Consider the following 20,488-nt stretch of genomic DNA (forward strand, 5'->3'; position numbering starts at 1 on the left):
ACTCCGGTCGATGAATGTTCGATAGAAGGGAACGCGTCGCTTAGCGGCGCGAAGCGAGTGCCATGGCCAGCAGCGAGACCAGCGCAAGGCCACTGCCCGTCGCGACGATGCCGGACCAGCCGATATGCGTGTAGAGCACGCTCGCCACTGCGGATCCCAACGCGCCCCCGGCGAAGATGGCGGTCATGTACAGCGCATTCAGGCGTCCGCGGCTGGTGGCATCGAGCGCATAGATCGCACGCTGACCCAGCACCATGTTCATCTGCACGGCAAAGTCGAGCACGATGCCGGTCAATGCTAGCCAGTAGACACCGCCTGCGCCACCGACAAGCCCGGGAATGAAACTGACGGCGGCAGCGATCATCGCCAGGTACGAGGCAATACGCGTGTAGCCCGAATCCGCCAGCCGGCCGGCGATCGGTGCCGCCACAGCGCCCAGCGCGCCAACCAGTGCAAAGACGCCAATCTGCGATTGCGCGAGGCCATAGTGGCTGACCAGCTCAAGGGGGGCGGCGGTCCAGAACAGGCTGAACGCGGCAAACAGCAGCGCCTGGTACAGCGAGCGCTGGCGCAGCACCGCGTAGCGTGTGAACAGATGCCACAGGGAAACCAGCAGGCCGCCATAGGTGCCGCGATGCTCGGGCATGCGGCGCGGAATCGTCGCTGCGATGATGGCCACCGTTGCCAGCGTCATCGCGGCAGCAATAAAGAACACCGCACGCCAGCCGAAGTACTCCGCCAACAGGCTCGACAATGGCCGGGACAACAGGATCCCTGAGAGCAGGCCGCCCATGATCGTGCCCACGGTGCGCCCACGCAGCGCTTCGGGCGCAAGGTGCGCCGCCAGCGGAATCAGGATCTGCACGCTCACGGAACTCAGGCCAAGCAATAGCGATACCAGCAGGAACAGTCCAGGCTGGGACGCCGTGGCGGCGCCCACGAGGCTGATAGCGGCGGCCACGCCGCTGATCAGGAGCAGGCGCCGGTTCTCGTGCAGATCTGCCAGGGGCACCAGAAAGAACAGGCCGACGGCATAGCCAATCTGGGTCAGCGACACGATCACGCTGGCGCTTTGGGCCGATAGCCTCACCGTCGGCGCAATCATCTCGATGATCGGTTGCGCGTAGTAGAGGTTGGCAACCAGCACGCCGGCACATAGCGAAAATAGTGCGACCAGCGCACCGGACATCGATGCGGAGGCAGGGCCGACGCCGGCCGCGAGAGGAGGGGTTGTGGATTCCATTGCGTTGAGGGTCAGGTTGCAATGGGGGGAGCTTAGGCGCCGGAAAGCGCAATTTGAATCACAGCCGGGCGCAAATCAGCGTTGCGTGGGATGCAACGGATCCCTCCTGCGCGCGAAGGTGGGTGCCTTCCCGGGCGCACCCCGCGCCTTAGTGCGACGTTCGGTGATACCTCGCAACATATCGCGCCTGCGCAATGATATTGCCGTGCATCTGATATGCGACGAGGGCCGGACTTGAGGCCGGTTTTACCCCTATGCTGGCGACGGAAAGCGCGGATACGGTGACGACGTATCGATGTGTCTCGCCTGGAGGCGGGCAAGGCCCACCGTATGTCGAGTCTCCAAAGTCCGTCAATGTCTCGAGTGCGCCCACTGGCAGTAATGTTGCATGTCCCGAAGCGCCCCGCTGAATCGACGTTACCGACGGCGAGATGTTTACGACGTTCCAGTGCGTCCATCCAAGGCCGCCTGTCGGCGCATCAGGGTCGTGGACGGTCAAGACGATACTTTTCGTTCCAGGCGGAACGTGCGACCACGAAATGCGCGGCGAGATATTCTCGCCATGACATCCAAATCCGTTGTAGACCTGTGCGTTCAAAAAATTGCGGTCGCGATCGATATCATCAACCTTGACCGTGAACGACTGAGGAAATGCGACAGCGGGCATGACCGCAAGAAGTACCGCGGGGAAAATACTATTTCGCAGAAGACGTTCAGATCGCACGATGTGCTCCTTTGAGAAGGTCAGCATGACGTTTAATGCCAGGAGATCGGTGCCAGGGCCAGCAGCATCTGGAGCCAATGCCGAAGCTGATCTTATGCACGGGCGTCGAGCGCGAGTAGGCCTGTCTGGTAGCTCACTGTGTTGATGGGTCGGCAACAATCTGAGGCAGCTGGACGGCATCACAATCGCCGCACGCGTTGGTGCATTCGGCGCACGACTGTGTTGCCTTGCCTGCCGTCGACCACCACCGGTGCGCGGCGCATACTGATTTCACGCTTGAACAGTACTTGCGTGGATAGTCACCTCAGTCCCTGCTCTCCAAGCCATCACCACGTCGCCAGCGACCACTACAGGAATTACGATGACGGAATTGTTCCAGTCCTACGATCTCGGGGAAGTTCAACTATCGAATCGCATCGTCATGGCACCGATGACGCGCTCGCGCGCCGCCAACGATATTGCCGACGAGCGCACCGCCCTATACTATGCGCAGCGCGCCACCGCCGGGCTGATGGTGACCGAGGGCAGTCCGGTCTCGCGGGAAGGCCAGGGCTATCTGTTCAACCCGGGCATTTATTCCGACGAGCAGGTCGCCGGCTGGAGGCTCACCACTGATTCAGTGCATGCCGTTGGCGGAAAGATTTTTGCGCAGCTCTGGCATGTCGGACGCGTGTCCCACACCTCCCTGCAGCCCAACGGGGCCGCGCCGCGTAGCGCTACCTCGAAGCCCACGACGAACGCATCGGTCTTTGGCTATGATGACAACGGCCAGCCCGGCTTCGTGCCGGCGTCCGTACCGTCCGCGCTGTCGACGCAGGAAGTGGGGCGCGTCGTGCAGGACTTTGTCACTGCGGCCATCAACGCCACCAAGGCCGGCTTCGACGGTGTGGAAATCCATGCCGCCAATGGCTACCTGTTCGAGCAGTTTCTCAATCCGCTGGTGAACGATCGCACCGATCGGTACTCGGCATCACCCGACAACCGCCTGCGCTTTGCGCTGGAAGTGGTGGACGGCATTGCCGCCGCAATTGGCGCGGGCCGGATTGGGATCCGGATCTCGCCGTACGGCCTGCTGTTCGACATGCCGCACTATCCGGAGATTCTAGACACCTACGAAGTGCTGGCACGCGAACTGGGCCGCCGCGGCATCGCCTATATCCATGTCATGGACCAGACAAAGGTTTCGGTCGCGCCGAAGGACGCCACGGCATCCGACGACCGCACCATCGAACTGCTCCGGCGCATCAAGGCAGCTGCCGGCAAGCCGGCCATCATCCTGGCCGGCAGCATGACGCTGGACCGCGCACATGCCATGATCGACGAGGGGCTGATCGACCTGGCCGCATTCGGCCAACCATTCATCGCCAATCCAGACCTCGTGCGCAGGTTTGCGGACGGACTGCCACTCGCCACGCCCGATCGCGACACGTACTACGGCGGCGGCCTCAAGGGATACGTTGACTATCCGCCGTTCCGGGCTCGATAAAGCCGAAGCCGGGCCGGGCGCACACTCCGCGTTCGGCCCTGGCTCACGTCGAAGCGACCATTGTAGATTGCATGGTGGAGGCCGCTAACGCCGTGGCCTCAGGCGTGCGCTGCCTTCACCATCGCCCGCAGCGACAAGCCGATCAAATCCCCAGCCGAAGGGCCTGCGTGAAATTGGAGCGCGATACCAAAGGTCAACTCCATGACGAGCGCGCCCAGTTCCAATGGCGTAGCTGGTACGCGGCCGGGCGGAAAGATCTTCGTGACCACCATCCCTACCTTGGTCCACTGATAAGTGAACATCTCGGTATGACGCTTGGTGAGCGCTGCATCCTGCTTCGCGTGCCGAATCAAGTCAAGAATGAGCGAACGCGGACCCGGTTCTCGCGACGTCTCCGTAGCCCATTGGCAAATGGCAGTAATCAGTGCTTCGGGATCTTCAATGCCGAGAACCACGCGTTCCAGATCGGCGACGTCGCGGAAGCTTACGTCCTCCACGAACTGAAGGAAGATATCTTCCTTCGACGTGAAATTTGAATAGAACGCCCCCTTGGTGTAGCCAGCCTCCTCGACGATTCGGTCAATCGAGGCACCTCCCAAGCCTTCTCGCGTGAATACCTTGCCGGCGGCGGCCAGCAGCTTTTCGCGCGTCAACGCGCGGCTTTCCTGTCTTGTCAAACGTGCCATCGATGCAAATTTGTGGACTTGCTGGTTCGTCACGCTCCCGCCGGTCACGAACGCACGTGTACGGTGGGAACCACGGACATACCGATCCTCAGGCTCTGGGCGGCGGCCTGGCTATCGTCGATGCGAATCTTTACGGGAAGGCGCTGCACTACCTTTGTGAAGTTCCCGGTGGCATTGTCGGGCGCGACCGGAGAGAACGCGATGCCGCTGGCGGGCGCGACGCTTTCCACATGGCCGTGCAGCTCGACACCCGGCAGCATGTCCACCGTAATTGTAACGGCTTGGCCGGCTCGCACGCGTCGTAGTTGCGTCTCTCGGAAGTTGGCTTCAATGTACGCGTCCTTCAGCGGAACCACCGCCAGCAGCGGTGCGCCGACGTGTACATAGGCGCCGACGCGTAGTGTGCGATGCCCAACCGTGCCGTCGATCGGTGCGGTGATCCGCGTGTACGAGAGGTTCAGCGTCGCCGCGTCAAGGGCCGCAATCGCCTTTTCTAGCGATGCCTCAGCCTGCTTCTGCTGAGCCAGCAGGACACCGGCCTGGTGCTGGGACGCATCGCGCGCCGCCGTGTGTTCCATGCGTCGCGCAATCGCCACCTGCAGTTGCGATTGCGATTGTTGCCGCTCCTGCACCGTGCCGGAACCATCGAGTGAGAGGTTGGCATACCGTTTGGCATCGACATCTGCGAAGGTGATTGCGGCGCTGTCGGCCGCTATCGCGGCATTTCCTTGCTGGATTACGCTGTCCTGCTGCCGTCGCGCGGCCTTGAGTCGCGCGAGATCGGCGCGTGCGTTGTTGACTTCTGCGGTGGCGCTAGCTACCGCCACCACGAAGTCTCGATCGTCGATGGTCGCCAGCAGTTGGCCTCGCGTCACGACCTGGTTGTCTTCTACAAGTACCTGAGATATCTGCCCGGCAATGCGTGGTGCCACAAGCGTTGAGTCGGCGCGGACATAGGCGTCAGTCGTGGTCTGTGACGAGGCACGTCCCTCATCGTGAAAGTAGAGGTAGGCCGTTGCGGCAAGCGCGCAGCAGAGGACGATCCAAACGGCGATCTTTGCGGGGCGTGGGAGCATCATGATGATTCAGTGTGATGATTTCTTCAATGCGGGTGGGGGGATGTAATGCATATGCAGAACGAACGGAACCAGGGCCACAGCCATCAGGCCCAGAACCAGATAGGCATCGGCGACCGACAGCACGAACGCCTGGTGTATGACGCGCCCGGCGAGATCATGCAGATACTCGAGACCGGCGGAACTCGTCGCATCCGTGTTTGAGCCGCCGAGATTGATCGCACGATCGAGTAATACATTCGAGTGCATGTGCTCGCGTACTACGATAAGCCTTTCTACAAGCGCTGCGCCGCAGACGGTGGCCAGCGCGCGTATTACATTGACGATGCCGGACACCAAAGGGCCTTCGCTTGGCTGCACTACGCTGGTGGCCAGGAATAGTGTGGAAATGACCGCCATCGGCTGGCCTACGGCCTGCAATACCTGCACCGCAACGAACTCCGGCGTCATCCATGCCGCCGTGACCCGCGAAGCGATCAGGCATGACATTGCGATGCACAGTAGGCCGCTGGCGAACATGTATCGCGCGTCCATCCAGCGCTTGTAAAGCAGAAACGACACGAGTGGGCCGAGAAGGAACTGTGGAAGGCCGACAGTGATACCTAGTACCGCGACATACGGAGTGCGGAATCCGTGAACATGGGTGAGGAAGACGGCTGGTAACAGCGATCCAGAAAGAAGGATCACCACCAGCGCAAAGAAGATTGAGAAACCTAACCCGAGATTGCGCCTGCGTAGCAGTTGCAGCCTGATAAACGGCAAAGGGTGAAACCACTCGGTGAGCAAGCACGAAATGACCAACGCACCGCCGGCGCTGAACAACCAACACACGAGCGCATCGTTGAACCAGTCGTAACGTTCGCCTTGCGATAGTCCAAGGCCGAGCATGGTCAGTCCGGCGACACCAGTGATCAGACCGAACAAGTTCATTTGCCTGAACCTCACCAGCGTCACGGGGTCCTGTGGCATGCCCCACGCTACAGCCCAAAGCGAGAAGATGGCCAGCGGCAGCGTCTGCCAGTAGACCAGATGCCAGTCGCCAAGTGTGTCGGTGTAAGTCGCCGACAGCCACGTCGCGACATTCGGCGAGAACGTGGCTGTCATCGCATAAAGCGCCAGGCCGTAGAGACGCAGTTGTAGCGGGAAAAACCGCAAGGCTGCCGCCATCAGCACAGGAATGAGCAATCCACCGAAGAACCCTTGCATAGCCCGCAGACACAGCAATACGGTCAGGTTTGGCGCATAGGGTGTCAGCAGGCCGAGGATGGTGAAAACAGTCACTACGCCGAGATGAAAGCGTCGCAGTGACAGCGTGATTGCAAACCATGTGGCAAAGGGCATTGCGGCGAGTTCACATGCGGAATACACGCTCGTGATCCAACTGCCTTCGTCCGCACCAATTCCGCTCGCGCCTTTGAGGTCAGCCAACGACAGACCTCCGATTCGATTGTTCAATCCCGACATCATCGCAGCGACGAACACGCCAAGAACGCCCACGAACACTTGCGTATTGAACGTTGGCTGCCCGGTTTCCGCGCGACCGGGCGTCGAGGGAAGAGTATTCGTTATTGTTGTTGGCATGCGAAATAGGGGGTGAGTGCTTTAACGTAGGTCCAATCGCCTATCGAGCGGCGGTCTCGATCGCCGGTGTCCACCCTCCGCCAAGGGCTTTGTATAGCTTTACCATCGCAATCGACACCTCTGTCCGGCTCCGCGTCAACGCGTTCTCGGCGGCGAGCAAATCGCGCTGGGCTATCAACACCGACAGGAACGTTGATGCGCCGTGCGCGTAGCGCTGCTGCGCGGTTCGGAATGCGATCCGGGTGTTCTCGACGGCGACGCCAAGTTGCTCGTCGCGAGCCTGCTCGGCCCGATACGCAGTTAACGCGTCGTCCACCTCATGCCATGCGGTGAGCACGGTCTGCCGATACCGGATAGCGGTTTCCTGATGACGCGCCTGGGTCAGCGCCAGCGTGCCCATTAAACGTCCGCCTTCGAAAATCGGCAGATGCAGCACCGGGCCGACTGCAAATTGGCGCGCGCTCCAATCACCCGCTTCGGTGAACTTGAGCGCTTGGATGCCAAAGCTGCCGGTAAGACTGATGCTTGGGTAGAAATTTGCTTTTGCCACGCCTATCGCAGCGGTCGCCGCATGGAGCTCGGCCTCTGCGCGAAGGATGTCAGGACGGCGGTGTGCAAGGTCCGAGGGGAGGCCTACCGGGACGAGAGCGGGTGGCGCAGGGATGCCGCCATCTTGCGCAAGCTCGGAATCGAGCGCATGCGGAGCCTCGCCAAGCAGGAGTGCCAGCGCGTTCATCAGCGCCGCCCGTTGGCGCTCCAGATCCGGGATAGTGGCTGTCACCGTTGCGAGATCCGCGCGGGCACTGGCCGCTGTATATCGTGTGGCCACGCCCTGTTCCACTCGGCGCGTCGCCAGCCGTAGGGTGCCTTCGGTGATCTCCTGATTCCTTCTCGCAATTGCGAGGGACGACTGCACGCCGCGCAAGGCGAGGTAAGTCCGCGCCACTTCGGCGGAGACCAGGACGCGCACCGCTTCGCGGTCATACACCGTCGCATCGGCTGTCGCCGAGGCGGACTCTTTGGCGCGTCGGATCTTGCCCCAAATATCGATCTCCCAGGTGGCATCGACGCCGTATTGCCACAGGCTGTATGGCGGCGAGCCGAGTTCGCCTTGCAGTGCGCTGGTGCCAAATGGATCGGCGCCATTGGCCGCGGTCGCACTCACTGCGCCAGAGGTGCCTGTCAGCTTGAGGATCCCGTTGGGGCTTGCACGCTCACGTAACGCCGAAGCGTTGGCTGAGAACGTTGGGTAGGCATCGGCCCCCACGACGCGCAGCCGTGCGCGGCTCTGATGGATTCGCGCCTCGGCTGCCTGCAATTCAAGGTTCTGCGTGGCCACGCGAGATTCGAGCGAAGTCAGCACCGGATCGTTGAACAGGTTCCACCAGTCCGCGTTCACCGGTTCAGCCGAGAATTTTTGCCTGTCTGTCCCGTCGTCTGTGCCGAGCAATTGCTCGGAAGGCGGCATCGCAGGTGTCTTGAAGTCCGGTCCGACGGCACAGCCGCCTAGCCAGGCGCAAACCATTGCACAGCAAACGACTCGCGAGCGCAGAGTGAAAGACATAACAAGCGCCTATGGACAAATGGGTGAACAAGATACAAAATAGTATCTGAATACCAAATAGTATGTCAAATATGGCGACGAGCCCACTTAGCTGAGGTCCGCAAGCGCGGTGGGCAACCCTTGCCGGGGCCGGTTGTCCGGTGTCCCGAGACGCTTAATGGTCCCGGGGAAGGGAAGGGTAGGGGTGCGCTTGCCGGTCGGTCGACGTGATGGACGATCGGAGCAACTTGTTGTTTGCGTGCTTCTTTCTTCGGGTCTGGTAGCAACGCGGTCAATTCAGCGAGATTTAGGACGCCAGCACCGAAATGGTTGAAATATTTCCGATTCTTTGGGACGACGGCGAGCGCGTATTCTCGCGCGGGTCATACAACGGCGACCACGGCCCTTGCCATACCCTCTACGCGGAACTTGCCGCCGCGCATCCATCACCCGCCAGCCTGGCACGCCTGTCTCACGAATTTGGCCTGAAGGACGAACTCGATGCCGCATGGGCAGTGCGTCCGCTGAAGCTGCTGCGCATGGATGGGCGCACGGTGCTGATGCTTGAGGACCCCGGCGGCGAGCCGCTCACCAGCCTGACCGGGGTGCCGATGGAGACAGAAGAGTTCTTGCGGATGGCGGTTGGCATTGCCGCCGCGCTGGAAAAACTCCATCAGCATGGCCTGGTTCACAAGGATCTCAAGCCCACCCATATTCTGGTGAACTGCCCCGACGGCCAGGTTCGCCTGACCGGATTCGGGCTTACCTCACGGCTGCCCCGCGAGCGCCAGGCACCCCAGCCGCCCGAGACCATCGCCGGTACGCTCGCCTATATGGCACCCGAGCAGACCGGCCGCATGAATCGCTCGATCGATTCTCGCAGCGATCTCTACGCGCTCGGCGTCACGCTTTACCAGATGCTCACCGGCGTACTGCCGTTCACGGCGACCGATGCCATGGAATGGGTGCACTGCCATATCGCCCGGACGCCGGCGCCGCCGAGCGCGCGGGTAAGCGCCCCGGCCCTGCTGTCCAACATCATCATGAAGCTGCTGGCCAAGACGGCCGAGGATCGCTACCAGACGGCCGCCGGCGTCGAGCACGATCTTCAACGCTGCCTGACAGACTGGCAGCGTCAGCGCCGTATCGACGAATTTCCGCTGGACGAACACGGCGCACCGGACCGCCTGCTGATTCCCGAGAAGCTGTATGGCCGCGAGCGCGAGGTCAATACGCTCTGTGCCGCATTCACGCGCGTCGTCAGCAGCAACGTGCCGGAGCTGATACTGGTTTCCGGCTATTCCGGCATCGGCAAGTCCTCCGTCGTCAACGAACTGCACAAGGTGCTGGTGCCGCCGTGCGGGCTGTTCGCGTCGGGCAAGTTCGACCAGTACAAGCGTGACATCCCTTATGCAACGCTGGTGCGGGCCTTCCAGGGCCTGGTGCGATCGCTGCTTGGCAAGCCCGACGCTGAGCTTGCGACGTGGCGCGGCACATTCCTGGAAGCGCTGGATTCGAATGCACGACTGATGACGGACCTGATCCCCGAGCTGAAGCTGATCATCGGGGAGCCGGCACCTGTGCCGGAACTGGAGCCACAGCAGGCACAGCGCCGCTTCCTGCTGTTGTTCCGTCGCTTCATCGGCGTATTTGCCCGGCCGGAACATCCGCTGGCGCTCTTCCTCGATGATCTGCAGTGGCTTGATGCGGCCACGTTGGACCTCATCGAAGATCTGCTGACCAATTCCGACTTGCGGCACCTGCTGCTGATCGGCGCCTACCGCGATAACGAAGTCGATGCATCCCATCTGCTGACGCGCAAGCTTCAGGCCATCCGCGGCGCGGGCGGCCTGATAGATGAAATCCGGCTGGCGCCGCTCTCCACGGCGCACATCCGGCAGCTGATCGCCGACGCGCTGCATCGTGACCCGGAAAGCATCGCGCCACTGGCACAACTGGTGGAAGAAAAGACCGGAGGCAATCCGTTCTTCGTCATCCAGTTCCTGCAGGAACTTGCCGACGAAGACCTGCTGACATTCGACTATGCAGCGCGCACCTGGCGCTGGGATCCCGATCGCATCCATGCCAAGGGGTACACCGACAACGTTGTCGACCTGATGGTGGGGAAGCTGGCCCGACTGCCAGCCGAGACCCAGCAGGCGTTGCAACAGCTGGCGTGTCTGGGCAATGCCGCCGGATTCACCGATCTATCCACCGTTCTCGGCACCGAGGTGTCACCGACCCACGCGGTGTTGTGGGAAGCGATTCGCCAGGACCTGCTCGTACGGCTGGACGATTCGTACGCGTTCGTACACGACCGGGTGCATGAAGCGGCGTACTCGTTGATCCCCGAAGGCGCGCGCGCCAGGGCCCATCTGCGGATCGGCCGGCTGCTCGCCGCGCAGACGCCCGCAGACAAGCACGAGGAACTTATCTTCGAGATCGTGGGCCAACTCAATCGCGGCGCGGCACTGATCACGGAATGGCCCGAGCGCGTGCAACTGGCGGCGTTCAATCGGATGGCCTGCCGGCGCGCCAAGGCATCCACCGCCTATACGTCGGCGCTGGCCTATGCCACCGCCGGCGCGGAACTGCTGCGCGACGAATGCTGGGAACACCAGCACGAATTGATGTTCGCGCTGGAACTCGACCGTGCCGAGTGCGAATTCATGACGGGACAGCTACCGTGCGCCGAACCGCGATTGGCGGCACTGTCCAGGCGCGCCATCACAATCGTCGAGCGTTCCCGGGTTGTTTGCTGGCAGATGAATCTGTATCTGATTCTCGCTCGCGCAGACATCGCGGTGGCGGTGTGCCTGGACTTCCTCCGTCACGTGGGCATCGAGTGGTCGACCCACCCCGATGACGAAACAGTACGCAGCGAATACGAACGCATCTGGTCACAACTTGGGGACCGCGCCATCGAAGATCTGATCGATCTGCCGCAGATGGAGGACGACGACGTGCTGGCAACCGTCGAGGCACTGACCACGCTACGTGCGCCGGCCGTCCTCACCGACAGCAACCTCGCCTGCCTGACAATTTGCAAGGCGATCAATCTCAGTCTCACGCACGGCAATGGCGATGCCACTTGTGTGGCCTACACCAACTTCCCCAGGTTCGCCGGACGGCTTTTCGGCGACTATCAGGCCGGCTTCGCATTCGGCCGACTCGGTCGCGCGCTGGTTGAACGCCGTGGCCTGGAGCGCTACGAAGCCAGCATCTTCCATTCCTTTTCGATTTTCGTCGCACACTGGACGCAACCGCTGCGCAGCTGCGTGGAGCAACTGCGCCACGTGTTCGATACCGCCAGCCGGATCGGCGACATTCCGTTTGGCGCGTTTTCCTGCAACTGCCTTGTTTCGAACCTGCTTTTCATCGGCGAGCCGCTACCCGAGTTGCAACGCGAGGCCGAAGCCTGCCTGGACTTCGCCAGGAAGGTGCAGTTCGGTATCGTGGTCGAGTTTCTCGAAAACCAGCTGGCCCTGATCCGGATGCTGCGGGGGGCGACACCGGCATTCGGCTGCCTTGACGACGGGGAGTACATCGAAGCGCACGCCGAACAACGCCTGGCCCGACCGTCGCTGGAAATCGCCGCCTGCTGGTACTGGGTCCGGAAGCTCCAGGCGCGTTATCTCGCCGGCGACCTTGAAGCGGCCATGCATGCCGCATCCAGGGCACATGAACTGCGATGGACGGCGTACTCGTTCCTCGAAGAAGCCGAGTACTTTTTCTATGTCGCACTGACCCGGGCCGGCCTGTGCGACATCGCACCAGCCGGCGAACGCCAGCAGCATCTGGATGTCCTGATCGCCCATCATGGGCAATTTCGCATTTGGGAAGGCCACTGTCCGGCGAACTTCGCGAGCCACACTGCGCTACTGGGTGGCGAGATTGCTCGCCTGGACGGTCGCCCGGTCGACGCCGAAGGGCTCTACGAGCAGGCCATCGATATGGCAAGGCAGAACGGCTTCATCCATATCGAGGCGCTGGCCAACGAACTGGCGGCACGCTTCTTTGCACATCGGCGACTCGATAAGCTCGCCCGCGTGTATCGGCAGGATGCCCGCTATGCGTATCTGCGCTGGGGCGCCGATGCCAAGGTGCGGCAACTCGAAGAAGCTTTTCCGCACCTGAGGGCCGAAGAGGCCGCGCCGAGCCCGACCAGCACGATGGCAGCATCGGTCGAACGTCTCGATCTGGCCACCGTCATGAAGGTGTCGCAAGCCACGTCGGGGCCCATCGTCCTGGACGCGCTTATCGACATGGTCATGCGCACGGCCATAGAACAGGCCGGGGCGCAACGGGGCCTGTTGATCCTGTCTGGCGACGACACGCTTCGTATTGCCGCGGAAGCGACGACCAGCGCCGATGGCATTGCCCTGCGGATCCACGATGTGCCGGTGAGTGCCACGATGCTGCCGGAGTCGGTGCTCTACCACGTGCTGCGCACCCATGAAAACGTGACACTTAACGACGCTGCAGAAGATCCCTTGTTCGCGGCTGACCCATACATCCGCCAGCATTGCGTCCGATCTGTGCTCTGCCTGCTGTTGATGAACCACGCGAAGCTGACCGGCGTGCTCTATCTGGAGAACAACCTGGCGCCCCGTGCGTTCAGCCCGGCCCGCATTGCCGTGCTCAAGCTTGTTGCTGCACAGGCCGCAAACTCGCTGGAGAATGCCCGGCTGTATCGTGATATCGCCACGCGGGAAGCAAAGATTCGGCGTCTCGTCGACGCGAACATCATCGGCATTGCTTCGTGGCGCCTGGACGGAAGCATCTTCGAAGCCAACGACGTATTCCTCCGCATAGTGGGATATGACCGAGAGGATCTGGTCTACGGGCAGGTTAGCTGGCATGACCTGACGCCGCCGGAGTTCCGTCATCTTATCGAACGTGCGGAGGCAGAGGCCAGGCAAACCGGCCGTGCCCAGCCCTTCGAGAAAGAGTACATCCGCAAAGATAGCAGCCGCGTGCCGGTCATCATCGGTCTGGCGACCTTTGAGGCCAGCCGGACAGAAGGTGTCGCGTTCGTGCTCGACCTGACCGAACGCAAGCAAGCAGAGGAAAAGTTCCGCGACAGCGAGCGGCGCTATCGCGAGGTGCAAAGGGAACTGGCGCATGCCAACCGGGTAGCCACCATGGGTCAGCTCGCGGCGTCGATCGCGCACGAAGTCAATCAGCCGATTGCCGCCACACTCACGAACGCCCAGGCCGCGCAACGGTGGCTAAACGCCCAACCGCCGAATATTGACGAAGTGGGTCGCGCACTCGGCCGTATCGTCAAGGACGCGAACCGCGCCGGCGACGTACTCGCCCGGATACGCGGCATGATCAAGCAGACGCCGCCGCGGAGGGAGCGGGTGGATATCAACGCGGCGATCAGCGAGGTGATCGAGCTCACCCAGGGGGCGGCTGCAAAAAGTGGCGCTTCTGTGCAAACGGCCCTTGCACACGGCTTGCCCTGCATTGAAGGGGACCGTATCGAGATACAGCAGGTGTTGCTCAACCTCCTCGTAAACGCACTGGAAGCAATGAGCACTACCACGGATGGGGCAAGGACCCTGCACATTGTCACTGGCGCGGCGGAAGGCGCGGATGGTCCAGGCGTGCACGTGGCCGTATGCGACTCGGGGCCGGGCTTTGGCCAGAATAGCGCTCTCGCGTTCGACCCGTTCTACACCACCAAGCCCGCCGGGCTTGGCATGGGGTTGTCAATCTGCCGCTCGATTGTCCACGCTCACGGGGGCCGCCTATGGGCAAGCGCCAACTTGCCGCGCGGCGCAATTGTCCAGTTCACCTTACCTGCGAAGCAGGTCTGAGGCTGCCATGACATGTGGTCTATGCCACACGACGCCGCAGCCACGGACCCAAGCCCCTGATCACGCCGTCGTGGCGCTGCGTCGACGCCTGTCGGCGGCGCAGCGCTCCATGCCTAGAACTTGTGACGAACCCCCACACGCGCCACCATCTGTCTGGTCGTCGACGACTGGCTTCCCGTTGCGCCGTCATAGACATCGGCGCGGGCACCGCCAGCGGCCTGCTGATAGATGCCCATCAGATAGACATCGGTGCGCTTGGAGAGGTAGTAGTCCAACAGTGCGTTGAGCTGATGGTACTTGGGGCTGCCGCCCGTGGCGTCGACCTTTGCCCGGGTAAAGGTGTACCCGAGCGTGGTCTGCAGGACTGGCGTGAAATAGTATCGCCCCCAGATCTCGTAGTTGTCGAACTTCACGGTATTGCCCGTGACGCCGTTGGCATCGTCAAAGCTGACATGCGAGAAGTCCATGCCAATGAGGCCGGCCTGTCCGAACGAATAAGTGCCACCGGCCGCGTACGTCTCCATGTTTGAGGGATTGCCGACGTAGCCAAACGGTCCGCGGCCTGATACGCCAGGATTCGTCGTGTTGGGTGCCCAGTTGCCATCGGGAAACTGTGTCGCCGGGTTGCGTGCGTAGAAGTATGCGGCGCCAAGATAGACGGGGCCGCTGCCATAGCTGGCGCCGGCGCCGACCGTGCTGTTGCCGCGATAGTTGCCCGCCTGCTCGCCGAATGCGTAGAGTGCCTCGAAGGTAAGCCCGCCCAGTGGCGCGGTGACGTACTTGACGGCGTTGCTTACGCGGAAGCCGTTGTTGCTGTTGTCGATGTCGCCCGCATGGGAAAAGAAGGCGCCGCTCGTGCCGTTCATCACGGCCGGCTGCACCAGGTCGGCAACGGGATCGTACTGGCGCCCAACCGTGACGGTACCGTATGTGCTGTCGGATAGCCCGACATAGGCCTGCCGGCCGAAGATCAGGCCGCCCTGGCCAAGCTTGCCGGTATCGACATTGAAGCCGCTTTCGAGTTGAAAGATCGCCCTGACGCCACGGCCGAGATCTTCCGCGCCCTTCATCCCCCAGCGACTCCCCTGGGCCACGCCGCTCTGTACCTGCCAGAACTGGTGTCCGCCTGCGTTGTTGGTAAAGGTGATGCCCGCATCGATAATGCCATACAGCGTCATGGTATTTTGCGCCGACACGGGGCTCGCCGCTGCACTCATTAATGCCAGTGCGATAAGCGGTTTCTTCATATTTTGGTCCTCCGAGATACTAGTGGAAAGGTATGCGCGCAAGCATCCGGGAGAGATGTACCATTATGGAATGCCGTTCCATAATGGTGCAGGTGTTGTGAGCGGATGCACCGGATTTGAGCTTCTCTTTTCTCTTGAGCCTTGTCCGGAGATCGGTTATCCAGGAAATCTCGATACCGTCTTGTGCGTGGCCGGATTTTTCACGTCCCCATATTCGCGGTCCACTCATTTACCTTCTTGATACAGAAGCGGAGCTTATAGGTGTATATCAGGGAAATTGAGGCATTCCGGGCGGTCATAACGTCAGGATCGACCGGCAAAGCGGCCCGGTTGCTTGGGGTGTCCCAGCCGGCAGTGAGCCAGGCTATCCGCAAGCTTGAGGAGTTGGCCGAGTTGCGTCTGTTCGACCGAATCGGCGGCCGCCTGCAGCCGACCCAGGAAGCGCACGCGCTGATGACGGAGGTGGACAAGTTCTTCGTCGGCTACGAGGCGATCGAGCACCGCATTCGCAGCCTGAGAATGTTCGGAGTCGGGCGGCTGTCGGTTGCGTCATACCCAGCCTTCGGCGTTTCCTTCGTGAGCCGGGCAATCGCCGCCTTCGCGCCGCAAAAGCGAGATGTGCGGATGTCTCTGCAGGTCGGCAGCTCGAAGGAGGTCTTCCAGCTTGTTTCCGCTGGCCTGGTTGATTTCGGGCTTATGAATGATGAGGTGGCGACCCAGAGTGTCGAACATTCGGTCTTCTCGACGTTTTCCGGCGTGGTTGCCATGTCGCCTGAGCACCCGTTGCGCGCGAGGCGCGTGATTCAACTGGGCGACCTCGCTTCGGACGCCTTCATCGACATGAACCCGGAGGATCTGGGCCGGACTCGCCTCGAGCGCGCGCTGGTCGAACATGGCGTGACGCTCCGCCGTGTCATCGAGACGCCGCTCTCGGCCACCGCCTGTGAGCTGGCACTGGCGGGAGTTGGCCTGGCGCTGGTCAATCCGATTGCGGCGCTGGACTATATGGCGCGCGGACTTGTGGTCCGCCGCCTGGCGGTGGCGATCGATGCACGCACGTTGCTCATCATGCGACCGGGTCGGCCGGTTTCCACGAACGGGCAAGAGTTCCTGCGGTATCTGCGTCTCCAACTCCAGTCGGAGACCGACAAAATCAACAGATATCTGGATGGCTAATCCCGCCCTTGGCCGGTTGGCCCAGCCAATACCCTAATGGGGATTTCACTGATTGCGATATTATTAATACCCATGCCTCGGTTTTTCGCCAGTGCAGATCATGTGATATTTCTCGCGGCCAATAAGCCAGGCTTCTCGATTGAAAAGCCCCGAGGGTGGATGGATTTGCGTGCGTGATCAAAAATGCTGGCACATATTCACTGGCATTGAAAAATGAGCACGCCACCGGCCGACTACCGTAACCAAGCTTTTGAGAGTCTTTCTCCTGGTGTATTCCGGGCGTCCACGATCGTATTCGATTCGTATGAAGATTTCGTTGCGCGAAAATCACGCCAACCAGATGGATTCAGCTACGGGGTCACTGGCACCCCGACCCACCGCGAACTGGAGGGCAGGATCGCGGCGCTGGAAGGCGCCAATCACTGCGTCGTCGTTCCGTCCGGGCAGGCGGCGCTGGTCAGCGCGATCATGCCATTCGTCAAGAGCGGCGACCACATCCTGATTTCCGACGCATGCTATGGCGGCCTGAAGGCCTTCGCGGGTGACTGGCTGGCCCGTCTTGGTGTGGATGTCGACGTATATCCTGCCGACATTGGCAGCGACATCGCCTCCTACATCATGCCGTCGACTCGGATGATCTGCCTCGAGTCTCCGGGGACGGTGTCGATGGAAATGCCCGATGTACCGAAAATTTCCGCCGAGGCACGGCGGCGCGGCATTCTCACCATGATGGACAACACCTGGGCGAGTCCGCTTGGGTTCCGGCCGCTCCTGCATGGTGTGGACATGAGCATCGAGGCCGCCACGAAGTTCTTCGGCGGGCATTCCGACCTGCTGATGGGTGCAATCAGCACGAATGACTTCACGCTGTACGAAAGACTGCGCGAGGCGCAAGCCACCCTGGGCCTTGCCGTGAGTGCGGACGACTGCTTTCTGGTGCTGCGTGGTCTCGAGACGTTCCCCCTGCGCTTCGCCGAGCAGGGCAGGCGGGCACTGGAGGTGGCGCAATGGATGCGAGACCACCCGATTGTCGATCGCGTGCTATTCGCTGCCTTGCCAGACGACCCCGGTCATGCGATCTGGAAGCGGGACTTCACGGCTGGCGGGTGCCTATTCTCATTCGTGCTGAAACCTGCCCCGGAACAGGCGATCGCAGCGTTCTTCAATGCGCTCAAGGTGTTTTCGATCGGCGCAAGCTGGGGGGGGACGCATAGTCTGATCGCGTTCTACCCAGCGGGAATTCAGAAGGCCCGCAGATTTCCACCGACCGACCAGCCGATCTTCCGCGTGTCCATTGGTCTCGAGGACACTCAGCGGCTCATCGCCGACCTCGAGCACGGTTTCGAACAGTATGCCGGCCATCGGCCAGTCTGATTTCTTCCCCCCACAGCAACAGGATAAAAAATGAAACGTTGGCCTCTGACCACGCGACTCGGGCAGGCACTCTTGGTGGGTGCGATGATTGGCCTATGGCCGAGCGCTCACGCTACCGACCTTCTTCCGAAGATCAAGGCAGACAACGTGCTGCGTGTGGCCAACACCCAAAGCAGCCCGCCGTGGAGCATGCTTGACGACAAGAACCAGCCTGCCGGCTACGACGTCGAGATCGCCAAGGAAGTGGCAAGGCGCATGGGTGTACAGAAGGTGGTGTTTATCGCCGACTCGGGAAAGAACTTCATTGAAGGCCTGAAGGCGGGCAAGTACGACGTGGTCATGAACGACCTGACCCCGACGGTCGAACGCAGCAAGCAGGTGGACTTCGGCACGCCGTACGGTGCAGAGGATTTCCGGATCTTCGTGCGGGCCGACAATACGGCCATCAAGGGACGTGGCGATCTCGGCGCGAAACGCGTCGGTGTGACAACGGGCTCCAGCAATGAATCCTGGGCACGCAAGAATCTCACGTCTTCCGAACTGCGCTCCTACGACAACGGCGGATTGCTGTTCAGCGATCTCGCCAACGGGCGCATCGATGCGGTGATCGTGTCGCATTTTGGCGGGCTGCGGTACGCAACGGTCAACAAGCTTCCGCTGAAGGAGGTCGGCGAGCCGCTGACCTACCAGCTCTCGGCCCCTGCGCTGGCGAAGAACCAGCCAGCCCTGGCAGCGGCGATCAACAAGGCCATTGGCGAGATGCTGGCGGATGGCACGGTCGACCGGTTGGCGAAGCGATGGGTAAGTAGCGACTATGACATGCGCGGTGCCATTGCCAGGGCAAACGAAGACAAGGAGTAAGTGATGGGCGAGCTATTCATCCGTTCGCTGCCACTGCTCAAAGACGCCGTCCTGATGACGCTGTTCCTGGGGCTCGGCGCGTTCATGCTCGGGTCGGTCCTCGGCCTGCTGCTGGCCCTCGCGCGGCTCTCCCGCTTCGTTGCGCTGCGGGCGCTTGCCTTTGCGTATGTGTCGGTCTTCCGGGGCACGCCGCTGCTCGTACAGATCCTGCTGCTCTATTTCGGATTGCCACACTACGGCGTGACGCTCGATCCGATTCCCGCTGCACTGCTGGCCCTCACGCTGTTTGCCGCGGCCTATCTGAGCGAGAACTTCCGGGCCGGAATCGGCGCGGTGGACAAGGGCCAATGGGAAGCTGCGATGTCGCTCGGCATGGGGTACTGGAAAGCCATGTCGCGCGTGATCCTGCCGCAGGGACTTCGCATTGCAATTCCGCCCGTGGGCAGCCGTATGATCGCGCTGATCAAGGACACCTCTCTGGCGTCGACCATCACGGTGGTGGAGTTGACCCGCGTAGCCGAGCAAGTCGGCGCAACCACCTTCCGGTACATGGAAATGTTCCTGATGGTCGGGCTTATCTATTGGGTAGTGAACCAGATCCTGACGATCCTGCAGACGGTGCTGGAAAGCAGGGCGTCGAAGCGTTATCTATGAACAATACGGAAGAAACAATCTGCGTACGCGGCTTGACCAAATCGTTCGGTGGCACGCCGGTGCTTCGCGGCGTTGACTTCAGCGTCGCCAAAGGGGAGGTCGTCGTGATCATGGGACCCTCCGGGTCCGGCAAGACCACCCTGTTGCGCTCGCTGAACTTCCTCGAGCAGCCCGACGCCGGGTCCATACGGGTATGCGGCACGGAAGTCGAGTGCTTTCCAAATCGGGAGCTCTCGCGCGAGAACCGAAAGAATATCGCCGGGATTCGCCAGCGATCGGCGATGGTGTTTCAGTCGTTCAATCTCTTCCCGCATCGTACGGTCATCGAGAACGTGATCGAAGGCCCGGTTAGTGTCAAGAAGGTCGACCGCAGGGTGGCCATGGCAAGGGGGATGGCGCTGCTGGAGCGCGTAGGGTTGAGCGCCAAGGCCAATGAGTATCCGTCACGTCTGTCCGGCGGCCAGAAGCAGCGCGTCGCCATTGCACGCGGCCTTGCCATGGATCCCGATGTGATCCTGTTCGATGAGCCTACGTCCGCACTCGACCCCGTGCTCCGCGAGGATGTGCTCGTAGTCATGCGCGAACTGGCGCGGGAGGGCATGACAATGCTGGTGGTGACCCACGAGGTGCGCTTCGCTCAAGACGTTGCCGACCGCGTCGTATTCATGGAAGGTGGCGTGGTAGTGGAAGACGCGCCTCCACAGCAGTTCTTCCGCGGCAACGATAATCCTAGCGTGCAACGGTTTCTGAACCTCATCGCGAGTTGAGCCTGCTTCCGGGCGCGACACACGGGGACGGAGGCCCAGTTTGCGCTCGTCCAGACAGCCGCTGAGCGACACAAGGGGGACGTGTGGACATTTCTGTTGGTGGCGGATGTAAATTGCACAGAACTGCCGGACGAAATTTGGACGCTTTGCCGTTCATTGGGTTTTTGCGTCCAGGCCTGCCGCCCATACCGCTACCAAAGGTTGAGAGGCGTCTACTGACCGTCGATAGCAGGCTGGCAGGAGAG

Annotated in this window: 14 protein-coding genes; 7 read left to right on the forward strand and 7 right to left on the reverse strand. The window is 61.5% G+C overall.

The features are described 5' to 3' along the window. Positions 1-40: 40 nt before the first annotated feature. Both AB4120_RS05845 and AB4120_RS05850 read right to left on the reverse strand, forming a co-directional pair. The gene (locus AB4120_RS05845; protein ID WP_441641986.1) at positions 41-1,243 is read right to left on the reverse strand and encodes an MFS transporter; all 1,203 of its coding nucleotides are present in this window, start codon (positions 1,241-1,243) and stop codon (positions 41-43) included. Between the two features lie 148 nt (positions 1,244-1,391). Continuing rightward, complete coding sequence (locus AB4120_RS05850) at positions 1,392-1,910, reverse strand: YbhB/YbcL family Raf kinase inhibitor-like protein (protein WP_441642019.1); 519 nt, start codon at positions 1,908-1,910, stop codon at positions 1,392-1,394. A gap of 418 nt (positions 1,911-2,328) precedes the next feature. On the opposite strand from AB4120_RS05850, the gene AB4120_RS05855 reads away from it, so the two are divergent. Beyond that, on the forward strand, positions 2,329-3,453 hold the full coding sequence (locus tag AB4120_RS05855) for an alkene reductase (RefSeq protein ID WP_441641987.1): 1,125 nt from the start codon (positions 2,329-2,331) through the stop codon (positions 3,451-3,453). Between the two features lie 98 nt (positions 3,454-3,551). Here AB4120_RS05855 and AB4120_RS05860 read toward each other — a convergent pair whose 3' ends face one another. The 4 genes from AB4120_RS05860 to AB4120_RS05875 are packed head-to-tail and all read right to left on the reverse strand — an operon-like array spanning position 3,552 to position 8,360. Continuing rightward, positions 3,552-4,172 (reverse strand): TetR/AcrR family transcriptional regulator, encoded by a 621-nt coding sequence (locus tag AB4120_RS05860; protein WP_149135987.1) that lies wholly within the window; start codon positions 4,170-4,172, stop codon positions 3,552-3,554. 11 nt (positions 4,173-4,183) lie between these two features. After that, positions 4,184-5,218: an HlyD family secretion protein gene (locus AB4120_RS05865; RefSeq protein ID WP_441641988.1), complete on the reverse strand. Its 1,035-nt coding sequence runs from the start codon at positions 5,216-5,218 to the stop codon at positions 4,184-4,186. A gap of 6 nt (positions 5,219-5,224) precedes the next feature. Then, complete coding sequence (locus AB4120_RS05870) at positions 5,225-6,796, reverse strand: MFS transporter (RefSeq protein ID WP_441641989.1); 1,572 nt, start codon at positions 6,794-6,796, stop codon at positions 5,225-5,227. A gap of 40 nt (positions 6,797-6,836) precedes the next feature. Then, on the reverse strand, positions 6,837-8,360 hold the full coding sequence (locus tag AB4120_RS05875; RefSeq protein ID WP_149135984.1) for an efflux transporter outer membrane subunit: 1,524 nt from the start codon (positions 8,358-8,360) through the stop codon (positions 6,837-6,839). A 305-nt stretch (positions 8,361-8,665) separates the two neighbouring features. Here AB4120_RS05875 and AB4120_RS05880 point away from each other — a divergent pair, with 305 nt between their 5' ends. Further along, positions 8,666-14,164, forward strand: a complete 5,499-nt coding sequence (locus AB4120_RS05880; RefSeq protein ID WP_441641990.1) for a trifunctional serine/threonine-protein kinase/ATP-binding protein/sensor histidine kinase — start codon at positions 8,666-8,668, stop codon at positions 14,162-14,164. A 113-nt stretch (positions 14,165-14,277) separates the two neighbouring features. Here AB4120_RS05880 and AB4120_RS05885 read toward each other — a convergent pair whose 3' ends face one another. Next, entirely contained in the window at positions 14,278-15,411 is a 1,134-nt protein-coding gene (locus AB4120_RS05885; RefSeq protein ID WP_149135983.1) for a porin, read from the reverse strand. A 261-nt stretch (positions 15,412-15,672) separates the two neighbouring features. On the opposite strand from AB4120_RS05885, the gene AB4120_RS05890 reads away from it, so the two are divergent. The 5 genes from AB4120_RS05890 to AB4120_RS05910 all read left to right on the forward strand — a co-directional run bounded on the left by AB4120_RS05890 (position 15,673) and on the right by AB4120_RS05910 (position 20,243). Next, positions 15,673-16,587, forward strand: a complete 915-nt coding sequence (locus AB4120_RS05890; protein WP_441641991.1) for a LysR substrate-binding domain-containing protein — start codon at positions 15,673-15,675, stop codon at positions 16,585-16,587. A 213-nt stretch (positions 16,588-16,800) separates the two neighbouring features. Next, complete coding sequence (gene metC / locus AB4120_RS05895; protein WP_441641992.1) at positions 16,801-17,961, forward strand: cystathionine beta-lyase; 1,161 nt, start codon at positions 16,801-16,803, stop codon at positions 17,959-17,961. Between the two features lie 30 nt (positions 17,962-17,991). Next, on the forward strand, positions 17,992-18,822 hold the full coding sequence (locus tag AB4120_RS05900; RefSeq protein ID WP_149135981.1) for a transporter substrate-binding domain-containing protein: 831 nt from the start codon (positions 17,992-17,994) through the stop codon (positions 18,820-18,822). Between the two features lie 3 nt (positions 18,823-18,825). Continuing rightward, positions 18,826-19,476, forward strand: a complete 651-nt coding sequence (locus AB4120_RS05905; protein WP_441641993.1) for an amino acid ABC transporter permease — start codon at positions 18,826-18,828, stop codon at positions 19,474-19,476. Continuing rightward, a complete protein-coding gene (locus tag AB4120_RS05910; RefSeq protein ID WP_149135979.1) occupies positions 19,473-20,243 on the forward strand; it encodes an amino acid ABC transporter ATP-binding protein in 771 nt (256 codons plus the stop codon). Before AB4120_RS05905 ends, AB4120_RS05910 begins: the two co-directional genes overlap by 4 nt. The last annotated feature ends 245 nt before the right edge of the window (positions 20,244-20,488 follow it).

The organism is Cupriavidus sp. 2KB_3 (genome assembly GCF_052115685.1).
GTDB classification, from domain to species: Bacteria; Pseudomonadota; Gammaproteobacteria; order Burkholderiales; family Burkholderiaceae; genus Cupriavidus; species Cupriavidus campinensis.